Below are 18,886 nucleotides of genomic sequence, written 5' to 3'. Positions count from 1 at the left end.
GGCGGCGGGCACACCTTCGACTCAGAAGCGGAACGCCACGCCCGTGGTGACGTTGAACGGATCGCCAGGATAGAAGTTGGCCGAGTCCTGGCCCTTGGCGTCATACGCCGTGTTCGCTGCAGTGGCGTAGCGCTCGTTGGTCAGGTTGCGCGCGTCGACGAACACTTCCCATTTCTGGCTCGGCGCCTGGTAGCCGACCTTCAGGCCCCAGAGCGTATAGGAAGGCGCGCTCCAACTGTTGGCGAAGTCAACGTAGTAACTCGACGCCGCACGGGCATTGAGTTGCGCATAGAAGCCACTGGCCTGCCGGTACTCCAGCTCGGCCTGATACACCTCACGCGGCAGACTTGGCAATTCGTTGTCGCCAAAGGTCGCGTCGTGACGGTAGTGGAAGTCGTTATACGTGTATGCCTGACGCAGGTTCACGGTATCGCCGTTGGGGTTCTCCCAGAGCAATGCATTCAGACCCGCCTCGATGCCCTGGTGAATGGTCGGGCTGCCGTTGGACGTGGCGACCAGTTGATCCTGGGTCGCCGAGGCCTGGCGCACCACCACCGACAACAGTTCTTTCTGCACCCAGGAGCGGTACAGGGTCAGGCTGCCATCGAAGATGCCGTGCCCACCGCGGATACCGAACTCGACGGTATTGGCTTTTTGTGGGCGCACATCACGGATGTACGGGGTCCCGGTGCTGCCCAGCTGCCAGGTAACGGGCGGATCGATGGACCGGCTGACGTTGCCGAACAGTTCGAACTCTGGAGTCAGCTTGTAGCGCAGGCCCAGGCGCGGTGCGATGTCATGTTCCTCGTATTTCACCCCGCTGGGGAAGTCCGTGGTGTTGGTGCCGGTGGTGTACTGGATCTCGGCCTTGCGCTTGATTTCGATGAACGACAAGCCGCTGGACAGCCACAGGTTGTCGGTCAGTTGCAGATCGTTGCCAAGGGAGAACACGGTGTCGCGCGAGCCGGTGTAGTCGGTCTCCTGCTGCTTGAGCCCGGTGCTGCGCGAATGCGACTTCACATCGGCAAGGTAGGCGCGGGTGGTGCTGAAAGTCACCGTGCTGTCGCTGGGCAGGCCAAGGAAGGTATCGCCGGTACGCAGGTAGCGCAAAGTCAGGTTGATGTCCTTGGAGCGCCAGTCCTGGGGGGTTGCCGAGTAACGCCAACCGTTGTCCAGCGGATAGTCGTTGTAGCCCAGTCCGACCTCAAGTTTGGCGTTGTCGTCGAAGGTGTAGGTGGTCTTGCTGCCCAGCAGCGTCGAGCCGTCCTTCTTGCGACCGAACGGTACGTTGTTGCTTCGCGGGTCATGCTTGAGTTGGTATTTGGTCAGGGTGTTGCCCTGGGTCAGGGTCTCTTCGCGGTAACGCAGGAAGAAACGGGTCTCGAGCTTGGGGCTGAACACATAGCCGAAGTTGGCGACGATCCCCTGCCCTTCGTTGGGCGTGTTGTGCTGATAGCCGTCGCGCTCGTTATGCTGCACGCTGACGTAATAGTCGGCGTTGCCCGACACCCCGCCGGTGCTCAGCACCTGCTTGCGATAGCCGAAGCTGCCACCTTCGAAACGAGCGTAATTGCCCGGATCCGTACGCCCGGTCTTGCTGACGAAGTTGATCGCCCCACCCAACGACAGCGCTGCGTAGTTGAAGGCGTTGGCCCCGTAGAGCACTTCGGTGTGATCCACCGCCGCCATGTCCAGCATGTCCTCCTGGGTCCCCCCGGGCCCGGTCAGCGGAAGACCGTCGAAGAGAAACTTCACACCCAGCACGTAGCCTTGATAGAAGGAGTTGAGCCCCGAACCGCGGATGGAAATCTTGTTGGCACCCGAGCCGCTGGTGGCTTGGGCAAATACGCCCGGTTGCAGCGCCAACACGTCTTCGGCGTTGGATGCTCGGCCTCGTTCCACTTCACGGTTATCGATGACTGCGGTCTTGCCCGGGACCTTGGCCAGTTGCTTCTGGGCTTTCTGCGCTTCGGTGGCCTGGGCACCGGTCACGGTGACGGTTGCCAATCTGGGGTCCTGCGAGGTGTCGTCTTCGGCAGCGAAAGAGGCGCCATGTACCGCCATCAGCAAAAGACCGACGCTTGAGGCAGCGGCAACCGAGTCCCGACGCCAAGCGCCCTTATAAAATCGTTCCAACTTCAATGCCCCTACTCCCGAATATTAAAACTTCTTTCGTCCTTTCCAGAACGTTGTCCCGAGAGACTTAGCAGGGTTCATGCCACGTCGTAATCGGCTATTTACAAGGCAACCTTGAATTTAAAAACGCGGCATACAAACAGTTTGTTGTCGAACTGTTGGATTCACGACAAACATTTCAACTTCCACCACGCCGAAAAAAATAACCACACGCCACGCAAGGCCTCTAATCCGGACACTTCGGCTATATGCATAGCAGTCGATGATATATCAGAGCCCGCCCAACCCGCTGCGCCACGGCTGTGACAGGGCCATCATCCGCTTATAGCCAGACATCATGCGCTCATAACTTTTATTGTTAGCCGCCCAACACTAATTTGACAAATACCCAGAACAGACAGTACAACTTTCACCTCACCTGATTGATGTGTTTAACTTCCAACATCGGACAACTTGGAACACCCCTTACACGCTTTCGAGCCATCCCTATCGAACAGTCTTTCTGCTTCGTCGAATAGCGAGGAATCAATGCAGTTGCTGACGCTCCCCCCCTCACCGGACCTGGCCACCTCGATCCGCGCCACCGCACAAGTCTTCGAAGACCCCAAATCCAAGGCCTTGCTCAAGCATGTGAAGCAGGTCGCGCCCAGCGAGGCCAGTGTGCTGATCATTGGCGAAACCGGGACGGGCAAGGAGCTGGTTGCGCGCCACATTCATCATCTCAGCGCACGCAAGCACCAGCCCTTCGTGGCCGTCAATTGCGGCGCCTTTTCCGAATCGCTGGTGGAGGCCGAGCTGTTCGGCCACGAAAAAGGCGCGTTCACCGGCGCCTTCAGCGCCAAGGCCGGCTGGTTCGAGGAGGCCAACGGCGGCACGCTGTTCCTCGACGAAATCGGCGATCTGCCAATGTCGATCCAGGTGAAGTTGCTGCGCGTGCTGCAGGAGCGCGAGGTGGTCAGGCTGGGCTCGCGCAAGAGCATCCCGATCAACGTCCGGTTGCTGGCCGCCACCAACGTGCAGCTGGAGAAAGCCATCAATGCCGGGCACTTTCGCGAGGACCTGTTCTACCGGCTGAACGTGGTCAATCTGAACCTGAGCCCGCTGCGCGAGCGGCCCGGCGACATCATCCCGCTGGTGCGGCACTTCATGGACAGCTACAGCCGCCGCCTGAACTACGGCCAGATCTCACTCAGTCCGGAGGCTGAGCGCAAGCTGATTCAGTACGGGTGGCCGGGCAATATCCGCGAGCTGGAAAACGTCATCCACCACACCCTGCTGATCTGCAAGGACGGCGTGATTCACAGCGACGACCTGCGCATGTCCAATCTGCGCATCGAGCGCCAGGATGATCCGCTGCCCAGCGATCAGTCGGCACTGGATCTGCTGGAGCACGCCATACACCGGTTGTTCGAGGAACAGGTGGACAACCTGCATGAGCAAGTCGAGCGCACGCTGCTCGGCGCTGCCTACCGCCTTTGCGATTACAACCAGGTGCACACGGCCGAATTGCTCGGCCTGAGCCGCAACGTCACCCGCACCCTGCTGATCAACCTGGGCGAATTGAAGGTCAACAAGCGCCGCCCGGCCTCGCCTGCCTCCGACAAGCGCGAACTGCAGCTGTCGATATGAGCGGCGCTTGCCACCTTGAGCAGTGCAAGCTGCTCAAGGCATCGGCCGGCGAGCGGAATCAGACCGCTTCGCCCAGTTCATCGCTGAACTGCTGATTCCACAACCGCGCATAGTAGCCGCCCTGGCTGAGCAACTGCGCGTGGCTGCCATCCTCTACCACCCGGCCCTTGTTGAACACCAGGATGCGGTCAAGGTGAGCCACGGTGGACAGACGATGCGCCACCACCAGCACGGTCTTGTCCTCCATGATTTCGTCCAGCTTGTCCTGGATGTAGCGCTCGGTGATCGAATCCAGGCTGGAGGTGGCCTCGTCCATTACCAGGATCGGCGCATTCTTCAGCAACACCCGGGCAATCGCGATGCGTTGGCGCTGACCACCGGACAGCTTCACACCGCGCTCGCCCACCAGGGATTCGTATCCCTGCTCCATGCTCTCGATGAACTCGCGCGCGCCGGCGCGATGGATCGCTTCGGCCACCTCCTCCATCGAGGCATCCAGGCGGCCATAGTGGATGTTTTCGCGGATGCTGCGATGGAACAGCCCCGGCTCCTGGGGAATCAGGCCGATCTGTTGATGCAGCGAGTGCTGGGTGACGCTGCGCACATCCACACCATCGATCAGCACCTCGCCCTTCTGCACGTCGTACAGGCGCAGCAGCAGGCTCAACAAGGTCGACTTGCCCGAGCCGGAGGTACCGACCAGGCCAACCTTCTGCCCGGCCGGAATGACGATGTTCAGATGCTGGAAGATCGCCTTGTCGCCGCCGTAGCTGAAGCCGACATCGCGAAACTCGATGGCACCGTGCTGGACCTTCAGGGCCTTGGCGTCCGGGCGATCGATCACTTCGTGCGGGCGGATCAGGGTACGTACGCCGTTGGCGATGTTACCGGTGGCCTCGAAGAACTCCAGAAACCGCCGCGACAGGTTGCCGACGTCGCTGATGATCAGTAGCGACAGGCTGGTGGACATCACGAAACCGGCGATATCGATGCGCTGGGTGCGCCACAGGTAGAGCGCCAGCAACAGCAGCCCGAGTTTGAGCAGCACACCGCAACTGGTCTGGAACCAGCGGATCTTCTCCATGTAGCCCAGCGAGCGGTAGGCCGCCGCCACTTCCTTGTCGAGAAAGCTGCCCAGATAGCTGTGCTCGAAGGCATGCCGGGCAAACAGGCGGATGTTGGCGAGGTTCGACACCGCATCCACCACCTTGCCGGAGCTGGTGCTGCGCGCCGCCGAATACTGCTGCGCCAGCGGGTGACTACGACGCGCCAGCAGGTAGCACACGGCGATGAACAGCGCCGACCAGCCGGCCATGAACGCAGCCATCAGCGGTGAGGCGGTCCACAGCAGCACGGTGGCCAGACTCAGGGTAACCAGCAGCGGGATCAGGTCGAACAGCAGGATGCTCAGGGTCTGGTTCACCCCCAGCGCGACTTCCGACACGCGATGAGCCAGCGCGCCGGCGAACTCATTGCTGATGAAACGATGGGAGTGCTGCTGCAGGTAGGCATAGACCACATGGGTCACCGTGCGCCGCTGCAGCGGCAGCACGTGGATATGGCAACCGGCTGCGGCGCGGGTGAACAGCACCTCGCAAACCAACAACAGGCCGAACAGGGTCAGGGGCCACTTCAACACGGTGAAGGCCTGCTCGGCCTGCAGGCCGTTGCTGACCGTGCGGGTGATAACCCCCAGGCCATAGGGCACGAGGATGGCGCAGATCACGGCGGCGATCTGCAATATCAGGATCGCGAGGTACCACCCCTTGAAGTTATTGATGAAAAAACGCACGAACTTGCCGGGTGTCGCCGGCAGTTGCTGGACGTTCCAGCTACGTAGCCGCCGGTCACGCGGTGCAAAGGACGAAAAGGACGAACTCATGTCAGTAACGATTCCTGAATGTGAAATAGACAGATCAGCCACCGCGCGCAGCGAACACCGCGCTGCCTGCGCCCTTCGACAACCTGCGGTAGACCAGCGCCGAGACCATGCACAGCCCCCCCGCCAGGCACATGACCCAGGCCACGTCGCCCTGGGTCACGCTGGCATGCCCGCGCCAGCCCATGATCAGGTTGAGCACCGCCGCTGCCAGGCCCACCGAGACGCTCATGGTCAACTGAATGCTCATCGCCGACAGGCTGCTGGCCCCGCTCGATTGTTCGGGTGGTACGTCGGCGTAGGTCAGTGCGCCCAAGGTGCTGAACTGCAGCGAACGAATCACGCCACTTGCGAACAGCACCAGGACGATCACCCAGTAAGGGGTCGACAGATCGAACAGGCCGGTGGCGGCCAGGGAAAGCCCGGTCAACAGGGCATTGGCGATCAACGTGCGCTTGAAGCCGAAACGGCTGACGATACGAACGGCCAGCAGCTTCATCACGAACGCACCCGCGCCACCGACGAAACTCAGCAGACCGGCCTGCAGCGGATTCAGGCCAAAGCACAGCTGGAACAGCAGCACCAACAGAAACGGCTGCGCAGCGCTGCCGATACGCATCAGGTTCCCACCCCAGAAGGCGATACCAAAGGTCGGGATGCGCAATAGACGCAGGTCGATCAGCGGGTGCGTTGTCCGTCGCGCATGCCAGACATAGCCCAGTGCGCCGAGCAACCCAACCCCGATCACAAGCACGGCCCATCCTCGGGATAGCAGGCCGTGGCCGAAGGCTTCACAACCGAACACCACGCCGGCCAGCCCCATGGCGCTGAGCAACAACCCTGGCACGTCCAGCGGACGGTTACGCACGCCGGGGTAATCGGGGATATGCCGCAGCACCAGCCAAATGCCCAGCACACCGATCGGCAAGTTGATCAGGAAGATCCACTGCCAGGACAGCAAGGTCACCAGCAAGCCGCCCAGCGGCGGGCCGAGCACCGGGCCGATCAAGGCCGGAATGGTCAGGTACGACATGGCCCGCAGCAGATGCTCGCGCGCCGACCAGCGCAGCAGAATCACCTGCCCCACCGGCACCATCATCGCCCCGGCCGCGCCCTGGACCATGCGCGCCAGCGACAGTTGCAACAGCGAACTGGAGCCGGCGCAGGCCATCGAGGCCAGCGTGAACAACACGATGGCCGCGACGAACACCCGCCGCGGACCGAAGCGATCGGCCGCCCAGCCGCTGACCGGCACGAACAGCGCCGCTGCCAGCAGGTACAGCGACACCACCAGGTTCATGCGCACGCTGGGTTCGACGAACTGCTCGGCCATCTGTGGCAAGGCGGTGAGCACCGCAGTGGCGTCGATCAACTCCATGAACAGGGCGCAACCGATGATCATCGGGATGCGCCAGCTGTCGTGGGTGCTGGCTATACGTTTATCGGCCCGTTCCTCAAGCCGCTGATTGATGCCCATGGCCCGGATCAGAACAACCCCGATGTCGGTGGCGGCGTGCCCTTGAGCTGCCAGGCCCCCACAGCCGCCGCCTTCCATTGGCGCGGGTTGTGGTTGGCCACGGTACGGGCGTTGCGCCAGTGGCGATCGAGGTTATGACTGCGGCCGGTGGTGGAGGCGCCGCCAACATCGAACACCAGTTCGGCAGCCTTCAACGCGGACTCGGCAGCGATGTACTGGGCCTGGGCCACATCCACCGCAGCCTGGTCGACTGCCTGCGGGTCCAGATCCGACGCCCACGCCCGATCGATGGACTCTGCCGCACGCAGCACCACCGCCTCGGCGGTAAACGCCCGGGCCGAGACATCGCCCACGCTCAGTTCGACATACGGATCGTCCACCGAACGGCTGGCGCTGCTGTGCTTGATCGGCCTTGCATGCTGGTTGGCGAAAGCGACCGCATCATTCAGTGCATTGCGGGCGATTCCGGCTTCGACCGAGGCGAGGAACAGTTGCAGGAACGGCGTGACGATGGTCCGTTTGCCTTCCTCGACGGTGCGTGTCCGGATCTCCTCGGGCCTTACAAGCACATCGCGCAAATGGGTGGTGCCGCTGGCCGTCAGGCGCTGGCCCATGGCATCGAAATCGTCCAGCAGCTCCAGGCCTTGCCGGTCACGCGGCAAGATGAACGACACCGGCTGCTCGTTCTCGTCCAACGCCACCGCGCTGACCCAGTCGGCATACAGCGAGCCCGTGCTGTAGTACTTGCTGCCGCTGGCGCGATAGTTGTCGCCATCACGCACGATCCGGGCACTGATCGAACCGTTCGCACCGCCGACTTCCCAGCCGGCATTGCCGACCACCGCGCCGTCCAGATAACGGGCGAACCAACGCTCACGCTCGGCCTCGGCGTCTTCGGCACGGGACGCCAGCAAGCCTTCGACGAAACCGAAACCGGGGCGCAGCGCCTGGGCGACGTTGGAGTCGGCCGAAGCGATGCGGATCAGCAGCGCGATCACATCCTTGACCGAACCACCTGCACCACCGTAGCGCGTAGGGATACGCGTGGTGAACAACCCAGCGGCGGCGATCTGCGCCACCGCCTCGAACGGCAATTGCCGCTCGCGCTCCCGTTGCGCGGCGCCAGCGGCAATCTGCGGCAACAGTCGATCGGCACGGGCGTTGAGTTCTTCGACGGTGATGACGGCGGGTTGGGCTACAGCAGACAACGTACTCATGACAGTTCCTTGTGCAAGGGGCTAAACGCAAACTAGATGGCGATTTTCCAAAGACGGGATTCATCGAACAGCCACGCCGGGTGCTCTGGCTCCAGCGGCGGGACCACCAACGTGCTGCCGGAGCCCGGCAGACGCGGTACCGCCCCGAGCAGACGCCGGGTGTATTCGTGCTGTGGGTGGTCGAAAAGCGTGTCGACGTCCGCGCTTTCCACGACCTGGCCGTGACGCATCACCAGCACGTCGTCGCTGACGTGGCGGATCACGCCCAGGTCGTGGGAAATGAACAGATAGGCCAGCCCGAGCGAGGCCTGCAGGTCGGCCAGCAGATCGAGCACCTGGGCCTGCACCGAAACGTCCAGGGCCGAGACAGGCTCGTCGCAGATGATCACTTTCGGGTTGCTGGCGATGGCCCGGGCAATCGCCACCCGCTGGCGCTGGCCGCCGGACAGTTGCAGCGGCCGACGGCTGGCCAACGCTGCCGGTAGCCGTACCTGTTGCAACAGCCGAGCGACCCTGGCCGCTTGCTGGCTGACCTCGACGCCCGCGACATCCAGCGCATCGGCCAGGATCTGCCCAACGCTCCAGCGCGGGTCGAACGAGCTCAACGGATCCTGGTAGATCACGCTGATATCGCGCCGGTGCAAGCGACGGTCCTTTTCCTCCACATGCCCGTGGCCTGCAACCGACCATGGCCGCCCGAGAAAACGCACCTCACCGGCATCCGGTTGCAACAGGCCCAGGGCGATCCGCGCCACCGTGGTCTTGCCCGACCCGGACTCGCCGACGATGCCCAGGGTTCTGCCGGCGCGCAGCTCGAAGCCGACACCCTCGACCACCTGGCGCACCACCTGATCAGGGCCGACATAGCGCTTGCCCAGCCCCTCGGCCTTGAGCAGTACCGGCGCGTCACGCTTGGCCCGGTACGTTGCCACTGCGTCGGCCTGCCCCGGTGAAAGCCGCGTGCCGCGGGCATGCTCGGCGGGCACCGCGTCCAGCAGCGCGCGGGTATACGGATGCCGCGGCGTGCGCAGCACCTGCTCCATCGGCCCCTGCTCCACCACTTCACCGTGGCGTAGCACCAGCACTTCATCGGCCAGTTGCGCGACGACCCCCAGGTCATGGCTGATGATCAACAGCGAGTTGCCCTGCGCCTTGATCTTTTGCAGCACGTCGAGGATCTGCGCCTGCACCGTGGCATCCAGGGCAGTGGTCGGCTCATCGGCGATGACCAGGCCAGGATTCAGGGCCAAGGCGCTGGCGATCAACGCACGCTGGCGCAGGCCGCCGGACAACTGATCCGGACGCTGGCGGGCGCGCAGCCGTGGCTCGGGCACACCGACGGTTTCCAGCAGCTCGATGACCCGTTCGCCGCGGCTGTGCTTGTCGCCCCAGCGGTGCGTCTGCAATACCTCGAGAATTTCCTTGCCCACCGGCCGCAACGGGTCCAAGGACACCAGTGCGTCCTGCAGCACGAAGCCGATGTCCTTGCCGCGCAGCGCCCGCCAGCCTCGTTCGGACAGGCTCAGCAGATCGCGGCCGGCATAGCTCAGGCGGCGCGCGGTAACGCGCGCGCCCTCGCCCGCCAGGCCAATCAGGCTGCGGGCAGTGACGCTCTTGCCAGAGCCGGACTCGCCGACCAGCGCCAAGGTCTTGCCCGGCTCGAGGGTGAACGACACATCGCGCACCACCGACTGCCCGGCGAACTCGATGGACAGTCCCTCGACGATCAAACGTTTCAACTCGCTCATCACAGGCGGCCCTCCAGGCGTTGTTGCAGATAGCGACCGGCGACGGTGGTCGACAGGGTGGTCAGGACGATGAACAGCCCCGGGAAGAAGGTCAGCCACCAGGCATTGGCGATGAAATCGCGGCCCATCGACAGCATGGTTCCCCACTCAGGTGCCGGTGGGCGGGCGCCCAGCCCCAGGAAGCTCAGGGCCGATGCCCAGACGATGGCCTGGCCGACACCCATGGTGATGGTCACGATCAACGGCCGCATGGCGTTGGGCAGCAGTTGCCGGGTGATGATGCGCAGCGGCGCGTGCCCCAGCGCCCGTGCCGCCTCGATGTAGCCGGCATTGCGTACCGCCAGCACCTGACCACGGACCATCCGCGCATAGCCGGGTGCTCCGCCGAGCCCGGTGGCGACGATCAACGGGCCGATGCCGCTGCCGAAGATCGCCACGAACAACAACGCCAGGATCAGGCTCGGAAACGCGAACAGCACTTCCAGCAACCAGCCCACGCCACGGTCCATCCGCGCCCCGCCCAGCCCGCCGACGAGGCCCAGCACGATGGCGATGCTCATGGCGATGGCGGTCGCTGCCAGGCCAATGAACAGTGACTGTCGGGTCCCGTGAATGACCCGGGAAAAGATATCGCGGCCCGACTGGTCGGTGCCGAACCAGTGCTCCCAACTCGGCGGATGGAACGCATCGCGCGGCACGATGGCCAACGGATCGCTGTGGGCGAACCATTGCGGCGCGATGGCGGCAGCGATCACCAGCAGCAGAAAGGTCACTGCCAACAGCGGCCCGACGCGCACACGGCGGGCGGTACGTTGCACACGCAGGGCTGGCAACGAGGTGTCCAAGGTCAATTCGCTCATGCCACGCTCCCCTGTTGACGAGGATCGACCCACTGGTACAGCAGATCGACCAGGATGTTGGCCAGCACGTAACCGGCGGCGACCACCAGGCTGATGCCGATGGTCAAGGGCAGGTCCTGGGCCTGTACCGCCTGGAACAGCTGACGGCCCAGGCCCTTGCGGGAAAAGATCACTTCGATCACCACCGCACCGCTTATCAACGCGCCGATGGCCCAGCCAGACAGCGAAATCCCCGGCAGTACGGCATGCCGCAGTGCGTGCTTGAAGCGCACCGCGACGTCGCTCAGCCCGCGCGTGCGGGCAGTCAGCACGAAGGGCTGTTCGAGCGTCAGGTCGAGCGACTCACGGGTGACTTGGGCAATGAAACCCGCCAGCGGAATCGCCAGCGCGAACGCCGGTAGCACCAGGGTGCGCCAACCATCGCTGCCGGCCGGAGGAAACCAGCGCAGGCCGAAGGCAAACACCGCCAGCAGCAAAATGCCGAGCCAGAAGTGCGGCAAGGCGGCCGACAGGGTTTCGGCGAGCGACGCCAGGCTGCCGACCCAACGCCGCCGCCCGGCGGTCAACACCGTCAGCGCCAGTACCAGCAGCCAGGACAGCGCCAACGCGCAGAACGTCAGTTCCAGGGTCGGCCACGACTGCTCGGCCAGCACACGCGTCACGGGCAGATGCTGCGAATAGGACACGCCCAGATCGCCTTGCAGCAGACGCCCCAGGTACAGCGCGTATTGCACCGGCAACGGTTTGTCCAAGCCGTACTCACGTGTCGCCTCGGCGATGGTTTCAGGGGTCGGGTTGCCGCTGGGGCCACCGAGGATGGCCTGGACCGGGTCGCCCGGCATCAGGCGCAGGGCGAAGAAGGTCAGCGTCGCGACTGCCCACAGCACCAGGATCCCGCCGCCCAGACGCCACAGGGCGCGACGGCCCAACTGTTGCAGACGCTCGCGGCGGGGGCTGGCCGGCGCCTCCTTGGAAATGGCATTGGTCATTTGTTCACCCATGCGTCGTAGAGATAGGTCACCGCCAGAGAGGGCTCGAGGCGCACGCCCTGGGTGGTCTTGTAGATGCCCAGCCGGGTGCTCTGCGGGTAGGTGGTCAGTTGCAGGTACTGGCTGGACGCGATCTGCTGGGCCTTGTCGTACAGCGCGCCACGCTGCTCCGGGTCCTGGGTCACCAGCGCCTGCTGTACCAACCGTTCGAAGGTCGGGTCGGTGTAGCCGGCGGTGTTCTGGTGGTAGCCGCCAACGCCGGCAGGCTGGATGAAGTCGGCGCCGAAGATGATCCGCAACACATCGGCAGTATTGGTGTTCCAGTAACCCAGGCGGATGTCGTAGTCCCAGTCGGCCTGGCGCTTGGTGGCCAGCACGTCACTCATCTGGTCGATGATCAGTTCGAAACCGACCTGCCGGGTGGTCGCCTGCACCTGCTCCCACAGGGTGTATTCCGAAGGGGGTGTGCGGTTGCCCATCACCGCATGCACGCTCAGGCGCTTGCCGTCCTTGATGCGATATCCGTCGCTGTCGCGCTGGGTCCAACCGGCCTCGTCGAGCAGGCGTGCCGCCCGGCTCGGATCGTAGTCCTGGGCATGCTGGTAGGCCGGGCTGTAGAAGCGCGTGGCCGGGCTCAACGGCCCACCGGCGCGTGGAAACTCGTTGAAATAGACGCTCTTCAGCGCGCCGTCGATATCGGCGCTGCGCACGAATGCTTCACGCACGCGCAGGTCGTTGAAGGGCGCCCGGGTAATGTTCAACGTGCCGTTGGTGGGATTGCCCGGGCGCTGGGCGATCAGCAATTGCAGATCGGGGTTGCGCCGTGCGGCTTCGTGGGACTCCGGCGGCAGCGCCTCGATGACGTCCACCTCCCCCGCCTGCAGCGAGGCGAAGCGCACCGAGGGCTCCTGGATGAACTTCCAGATCACCCGATCAAGCCAGGCCGGCCCCTGGTGCTTAGCGGTCGGTGGCGCCCAGTTGTAATCGGGATTGCGCACCAGTTCGACCTGGCTCTGCCGGTCCCAGCGCACGATCTTGAACGGCCCGCTGCCAACCGGGCTCTCGCAGTTCACATCGCGTGGTCGCTGCAGCGCGGTGGGCGATTCGATGCCGAGAAACCCCTGGGCCAGCACTTCCAGAAACGCCGCGTAGGGGGTGGCCAGATGCACCACCGCCGTGTCGTTGTCGATGACCTCGGTGCTGCGGTACTGGCGAATGTAGCCGCCCGCGGTGCTGGACTGGGTTTTCGGATTGGCCATGTGGTCGAGGTTGGCCTTGACCGCTGCGGCGTTGAACGGCGTGCCGTCAGTGAAATGCACGTCGTTGCGCAGGTGGAAGGTGTACGACAGCCCGTCAGCGGAGACTTCCCAACGCTTTGCCAGCCAAGGGCCGATCTGCCCTTGGTCATCCATCGACACCAACGAATCGAGGTACTGCTGGCCGATGAACACCTGCGGCATGTCTCCCGCCACATGGGGGTCGAGGCAGGTAGGCTCGCGGTCGGTGGCATACACCAACGTGCCGCCACTCACCGGTTTGTCACTGCGTGCCACCGAGGTACCTTCCTGCCCGCAGCCCAATAGCGCGGCGGCCACCGCGATCAGCGGGAGGTGTTTGAGCAGCGACCTCGCAGGCCTGCCAGGGAGTTGCAAATACGGAGCGGGTTCGCGCATGGTCCTGATGCCTCTAGTCCGGGGATCAGACCATTGCACAGGGCATGCCGCATTTTGCAGCCCGTAAACACGGGTTTTGCGGGTTTGCGAGTGTTGCCAAGCGACAATCTGCACGGTCGCTGTTGGCTTGCCAACACTCGCCCCGACATTCAGGCGAAACGCAGCGGCCTGGCCGCCTGATGCAATGCGCCAGGGTCGCGGTAGCGGGCGCCATAGTGATCATCGGGCAAACGCGCACGGCCTGCGCCGAACAGGCGCTCGCGCAGGGTTTCGCCATCGCTGTAGCGCTCGCGGAAGCGCCCGCGTCGGCGCAGCTCCGGAATCACCAGTTCGATGAAGTCCCGCGCCGTTTCGAATGACAGGTACTGGCGCAGGTTGATCCCATCGATACCATCCACATCCAGCCACTTCTCGATCTCATCGGCCACCACCTCCGGCGTGCCGGCGACGAAGAAACGCTCGCGATTGAAACCCTCCAGCTGCCCCAGCACCGCACCCACCGTCCAGTGCGGCTTGTAGCGCGACAGGCTCTGCCAGCCCTCGACCTTGCGCTCGATCAACTCGCTGATCAACGTGTCTCGCGGCACGGCCGTAAGATCCACGGCAGCCTGGGCGTGGGCCAACGAGGCCTCGACGCTCATCAACTGGCGATAACTGTCGAGCTTGCGGCTGACTTCCTCGTCGCTGCGGCCGACGATCACCCCGGCCATGACGATGAACTTGAGCCCAGCCGGATCGCGTTCGTGGGCGATGGCCTTGTCACGCATCGCCTGGATATTGGCCCTGACCGCCACCGTATCGATACCCCCGGTGAACACCACTTCGGCATGCCGCCCAGCGAACTCGATGCCGGCCGGCGATCCCGTGGCCTGGAACAGCACCGGCGTGCGCTGCCGGGAAGGCTGGCACAAATGCGGGCCGGCGACCTTGAAGTGTTCGCCGACGTGGTCGATGTAGCGCACCTTGGCCGGGTCGGTGTAGATGCGCTTTTCGCGGTCCTGGATCACCGCATCGTCATCCCAGGAGCCTTCCCACAACTTGTACAGGACATCCAGGTACTCGTCGGCGATTTCGTAGCGGTGATCGTGGACCACCTCGGTGTCGTGGCCAAAATTGCGGGCGGCATTGGGCAGGTACGAAGTGACGATGTTCCAGCCGACTCGCCCCTTGGTCAGGTGGTCCAGCGTGCTCATGCGCCGGGCGAAGGCAAACGGTGGCTCGTAGGTGGTGGAAAAGGTCGCGCCGAAACCGAGGTTGCGGGTAACCGCGGCCATCGCCGGAATCACCAACAACGGGTCATTGCTGGGAATCTGCATGCCTTCACGCAGTGCGGTTTCAGGCCCACCGCGAAAGGCATCGTAGGTGCCGATGACGTCGGCGAGGAACACCCCGTCGAAGGTGCCGTATTCCAGCAGCTGGGCCAGCTCGGTCCAGTAGTCCAGGTCGTTGAAGCGATGCCGGTTGTTCTGCGGATGCACCCAGAGCCCGTGCACGATGTGGCTGACGCAATTCATTTCGAACAGGTTGACGTGTAACTGCTTGGGCGCTGAAGCCCTTGCGTGCTCACTCATGTGCAGACCTCAGATGGCAACTTGCAGATAGAATTCGGCTGGCGGGTATTCAGCGTCGAGGGTCGGGATCGCGGCGATCAGCGAACGCGTGTAGGCATGGACCGGGCGGTCGAACACCGCACGCACGGAGCCCGACTCCACCACTTCGCCGTCCTTCATCACCAGTACCCGTTCGCTGACATGATTGATGACCCCCAGATCATGCGAGATGAACAGGCAGGCCAGGCCCAGCCGCCGCTTGAGGTCGTCGAGCAGTTCGAGAATCTGCGCCTGCACCGAGACATCCAGCGCCGACACCGGCTCATCGCAGATCAGGATCTGCGGCTCGCATGCCAGCGCCCGGGCGATGGCGATGCGTTGGCGCTGCCCTCCGGAAAGCTCGATCGGCCGGCGCGACAGCACCGCCACGTCCAGGCGCACCAGTTCAAGCAATTGCTCGGCTTTGCTACGCCAGGCCTTGCGCGGCAACCCGGCAACCGACAATGCCTCGAACAGCACCCGCTGCACGGTGTAGCGCGGATCGAACGAACTCTGCGGGTCCTGGAACACCACCTGCACCGCCCGGCGGGCCTGGCGCTGGCGTACCGCATCGAGCTGCGACCAACGCTGCCCCGCGATCCACACCTCGCCGCTATCGGGGTTTTCCAGACCGAGAATCAGTCGGGTAAGGGTGGTCTTGCCGGAACCGGACTCACCGACCACACCCAGCGTCTGGCCCCGACGCAACTGCAACGACGCCTGCTTGAGCACCGTCCGCCGACGGCCGTCCGGACCGACGAAAGACTTGCTCAGCGAGCGCGCCTCCAGCAACACCTCACCGGCTGGCACTGCCTGCGGCGCCACCGGTGCCAGCGGCTGGCGCTGCGGCTGGAAATGCACCGCCCGGGCGGCGCGCAACAGCGACCGGGTGTAGGCATGCCGTGGATCGTGCAGCACCTGCTCGGTACTGCCCTGCTCGACGATCACGCCGTGGTGCATCACCACCACGCGATCGGCCAGGCGGGCGACCACCGACAGGTCATGGCTGACCATCAGCAAAGCGTTCTCCTCCGCCCGCAGGCTTTCCAGCAAGGCGATGACTTGCGCCTGCACCGTGGCGTCCAATGCCGTGGTCGGCTCGTCGGCGATGATCAGCCGCGGATTGCAGGCAATCGCCGACGCGATCAACGCCCGCTGACGAAGCCCGCCGGACAACTGCCACGGGTACTGGCTGGCGCGCAGCTCAGGCTCCGGGACGCCGACCGCGCGCAATAGCTCAAGCACCCGCAGGCGCCGCGCCTCGGCATTCAGTTGCGTGTGCAGGTGCAGCGGCTCCTCGACCTCTGCGCCAACCCGCCGCAGCGGGTCCAGCGCGCCCAGCGCATCCTGCATGACAAAACCGATACTGGCGCCGCGCAGCCGCTGCCAGGCACGCTCGTCGAGACGACGCAGGTCGATACCCTGGAACGCCAGTTTGGCCGCGTCGATCTGCGCGCCCCTGCCGGTGAGCCCCGCGAGGGTACGCGCGGTCACGCTCTTGCCCGAGCCCGATTCGCCGACGATCGCCAGGCATTCGCCGCGTTCGATCTGCAGGCTGACGCCATGCAGTACCGGCCTCGCCTGGCCGAAGCGCACGGTCAGGTCACGAATGTCGACCAATGGGCCGAGGGCATGGATGTTCGCATTCATAGCGGTTTTCCTTCGCTGCGGCGCAGCAGTTCACGGCCGATGGCACTGATGGCAACCACGGTCAGGGTGATGATCAGCGCCGGCCACGCCACCAGCCACGGCGCGTTGGCCAAAAAGCTCCGACCGATGGCCATCATCCCGCCCCACTCCGCAGCCGGCGGCGGCGCGCCAAAACCGAGAAAGCTCAAGGCAGCGCCTGCAGTGATGGTGCCGCCAATGCCGATGATGGCGAGGATCAATACCGGCTTGAAGGCGTTGGGCAGGATGTGCCGCAGCACCACGGCCAGGTGCGACTGCCCCAGGGTCAACGCCGCCTCGACATAGCCGGTCTGGCGCACGTTGAGGGTCTGGGCGCGGACCAACCGGGCATAACGGGGTACGGCGGCGATGCCCAGCGCCAGGATCAGGTTGGCGGTGCCCTGGCCGAAGAAGGTGATGATCACCAGGGCCAACAGCAGGTCCGGGAATGCCAGCAGCACATCGATGCCACGCATCAAGGCCGCGTCCAGCCAGCGTGGTCCGAGGCCCGACAACAAGCCGATCAGCGTGCCCCAGGCCAACCCCAGCGCAGTGGCCGCCAAACCCATGAACAGTGACGAGCGCACACCGAAGATCAACCGGCTAAGCACATCCCGGCCGTTCTCGTCGGTGCCCAGCCAGTAGGTGGCATTGGGTGGTTGAAAAGCCAGGCGCGCAGTGGCGTCCAGCGGGTCGAATGGCGCCAGCCACTGTGGCACCGCGGCGGCCAGCAACAGCCAGACGACGAACACGCCGGCGGCCCATAGCCCGGGCCGTACCGGCCTCCAGCGCCCCAGGCCCAGCGCCCGGTCGCCGCCGCTGCCGGCCACCGGGCCGGTGATGACAGGTTCAATTGCCTGGGACATGTCCATTTTCCTCTGCACGAGCGTCCCGCAGCGACCTGGCTTGAACAGGATCGAGGCCGCTGCAAGGCACGCGTTGGCCTTACGGCGCCGGGTTGGGAATGCGTTGGTGAACGGCCTGCACCTGCGCCTTGACCTCGTCGCTCAGGGTCACATCCAGTGCACTGAGGTTGTCGCGCAACTGCGCCAGGCTGGTCTGCCCGGTCAGGGCACTGGTGACGAAGGGTTTGTCGAACAGGTACGCCAAGCCCAGTTGCGCCGGGGTCAGCCCGTGCTGGCGGGCGATCTCGACATAGCCGGCGATCGCCTCCTGGGCCGCTGCGCTGTCATAGCGGTTGAAGGTGCGATACACCGCCGACAGCCGCGAGCCCTCAGGACGGGCACCATTGAGGTACTTGCCGGTCAGCGCGCCGAAGGCCAGCGGCGAATAGGCCAGCAGGCCGACACCTTCGCGATGGCTGAACTCCGACAGCCCGCCTTCGTAAAGGCGATTGAGCAGGCTGTAGGGGTTCTGCACGCTGACGATCCGAGGTAGCCCCAGGCGTTCGCTGTGCTTGAGGAACTGCGCCACGCCCCAAGGCGTCTCGTTGGACACACCGATGTGACGGACTTTACCGGCCTTCACCTGCTCGGCCAGCACCGACAGGGTTTCCTCGATGGCCACGCTGCCGACGTCGTCCTGGTACGGGTATTCACGCTGGCCGAAGATGTTGGTGGTGCGGTCCGGCCAGTGCAGCTGGTAGAGGTCCAGATAGTCGGTCTGCAGACGCTTGAGGCTGCCCTCCAGGGCTTCGACGATGTTGCGCTTGTCGTGCCGGCTCAGGCCATCGCGGATATGCTGCTGGCTGTTGGCGTCACGCGCCGGGCCGACGATCTTGCTCGCCAGCACCACGTCGGAGCGCCGACCGCTGGCAGCCAGCCAGGTACCGATGTAGCGCTCGGTGGTGCTCCAGGTTTCGGCCTTGGTCGGCGTCGGGTACATCTCGGCGGTGTCGATCAGGTTGACGCCGTGCTCCAGCGCCAGCTCGATCTGCTGGTGGGCGTCGCGTTCGCTGTTCTGATGGCCCCAGGTCATGGTGCCGAGGCCGAAAATGCTGACTTGGATATCACTGTTGCCCAATTGTCGATAACGCATGTTGAGTCCTTCGTTGGCAAATC

Annotated in this window: 13 protein-coding genes; 1 reads left to right on the top strand and 12 read right to left on the bottom strand. The window is 64.3% G+C overall.

Annotated features, from left to right (window positions below; genetic code table 11):
* Positions 1–21 precede the first annotated feature (21 nt).
* The gene (locus tag E6B08_RS10850) at positions 22–2,064 is read right to left on the bottom strand and encodes a TonB-dependent receptor family protein (RefSeq protein ID WP_136913994.1); all 2,043 of its coding nucleotides are present in this window, start codon (positions 2,062–2,064) and stop codon (positions 22–24) included.
* 600 nt (positions 2,065–2,664) lie between these two features.
* On the opposite strand from E6B08_RS10850, the gene E6B08_RS10845 reads away from it, so the two are divergent.
* Positions 2,665–3,765, top strand: a complete 1,101-nt coding sequence (locus E6B08_RS10845) for a sigma-54 interaction domain-containing protein (RefSeq protein ID WP_136913993.1) — start codon at positions 2,665–2,667, stop codon at positions 3,763–3,765.
* A gap of 58 nt (positions 3,766–3,823) precedes the next feature.
* On the opposite strand, the gene E6B08_RS10840 is transcribed toward E6B08_RS10845, so the two are convergent.
* The 11 genes from E6B08_RS10840 to E6B08_RS10790 form a co-directional block, all read right to left on the bottom strand.
* Positions 3,824–5,647: an ABC transporter ATP-binding protein gene (locus tag E6B08_RS10840; RefSeq protein ID WP_136913992.1), complete on the bottom strand. Its 1,824-nt coding sequence runs from the start codon at positions 5,645–5,647 to the stop codon at positions 3,824–3,826.
* A 34-nt stretch (positions 5,648–5,681) separates the two neighbouring features.
* The gene (locus E6B08_RS10835; protein WP_136917376.1) at positions 5,682–7,046 is read right to left on the bottom strand and encodes an MFS transporter; all 1,365 of its coding nucleotides are present in this window, start codon (positions 7,044–7,046) and stop codon (positions 5,682–5,684) included.
* 83 nt (positions 7,047–7,129) lie between these two features.
* Positions 7,130–8,338 carry an acyl-CoA dehydrogenase family protein gene (locus tag E6B08_RS10830; protein ID WP_136913991.1) on the bottom strand — a complete coding sequence of 403 codons (1,209 nt, stop codon included), beginning with the start codon at positions 8,336–8,338 and terminating at the stop codon, positions 7,130–7,132.
* 32 nt (positions 8,339–8,370) lie between these two features.
* Complete coding sequence (locus tag E6B08_RS10825; RefSeq protein WP_136913990.1) at positions 8,371–10,086, bottom strand: dipeptide ABC transporter ATP-binding protein; 1,716 nt, start codon at positions 10,084–10,086, stop codon at positions 8,371–8,373.
* Complete coding sequence (locus E6B08_RS10820) at positions 10,086–10,946, bottom strand: ABC transporter permease (protein WP_136913989.1); 861 nt, start codon at positions 10,944–10,946, stop codon at positions 10,086–10,088. The genes E6B08_RS10825 and E6B08_RS10820 overlap by 1 nt, the downstream gene beginning before the upstream one ends.
* Entirely contained in the window at positions 10,943–11,935 is a 993-nt protein-coding gene (locus tag E6B08_RS10815; protein ID WP_136913988.1) for an ABC transporter permease, read from the bottom strand. The genes E6B08_RS10820 and E6B08_RS10815 overlap by 4 nt, the downstream gene beginning before the upstream one ends.
* The gene (locus tag E6B08_RS10810; protein ID WP_136913987.1) at positions 11,932–13,608 is read right to left on the bottom strand and encodes an ABC transporter substrate-binding protein; all 1,677 of its coding nucleotides are present in this window, start codon (positions 13,606–13,608) and stop codon (positions 11,932–11,934) included. The genes E6B08_RS10815 and E6B08_RS10810 overlap by 4 nt, the downstream gene beginning before the upstream one ends.
* 149 nt (positions 13,609–13,757) lie before the next feature.
* Positions 13,758–15,179: an NtaA/DmoA family FMN-dependent monooxygenase gene (locus E6B08_RS10805; RefSeq protein ID WP_136913986.1), complete on the bottom strand. Its 1,422-nt coding sequence runs from the start codon at positions 15,177–15,179 to the stop codon at positions 13,758–13,760.
* Between the two features lie 9 nt (positions 15,180–15,188).
* Positions 15,189–16,847, bottom strand: coding sequence for a dipeptide ABC transporter ATP-binding protein (locus E6B08_RS10800; RefSeq protein ID WP_136913985.1), 1,659 nt, complete (start codon positions 16,845–16,847; stop codon positions 15,189–15,191).
* The gene (locus E6B08_RS10795) at positions 16,844–17,731 is read right to left on the bottom strand and encodes an ABC transporter permease (RefSeq protein ID WP_136913984.1); all 888 of its coding nucleotides are present in this window, start codon (positions 17,729–17,731) and stop codon (positions 16,844–16,846) included. The genes E6B08_RS10800 and E6B08_RS10795 overlap by 4 nt, the downstream gene beginning before the upstream one ends.
* Positions 17,732–17,810: 79 nt before the next feature.
* Positions 17,811–18,863 (bottom strand): NADP(H)-dependent aldo-keto reductase, encoded by a 1,053-nt coding sequence (locus tag E6B08_RS10790; protein WP_136913983.1) that lies wholly within the window; start codon positions 18,861–18,863, stop codon positions 17,811–17,813.
* Positions 18,864–18,886: the final 23 nt, after the last annotated feature.

The organism is Pseudomonas putida (genome assembly GCF_005080685.1).
In the GTDB taxonomy this organism is placed as follows: Bacteria; Pseudomonadota; Gammaproteobacteria; order Pseudomonadales; family Pseudomonadaceae; genus Aquipseudomonas; species Aquipseudomonas putida_V.
Note: the sequence above shows the minus strand (reverse complement) of the source record. Positions and strands in the feature narration are given on the sequence as shown.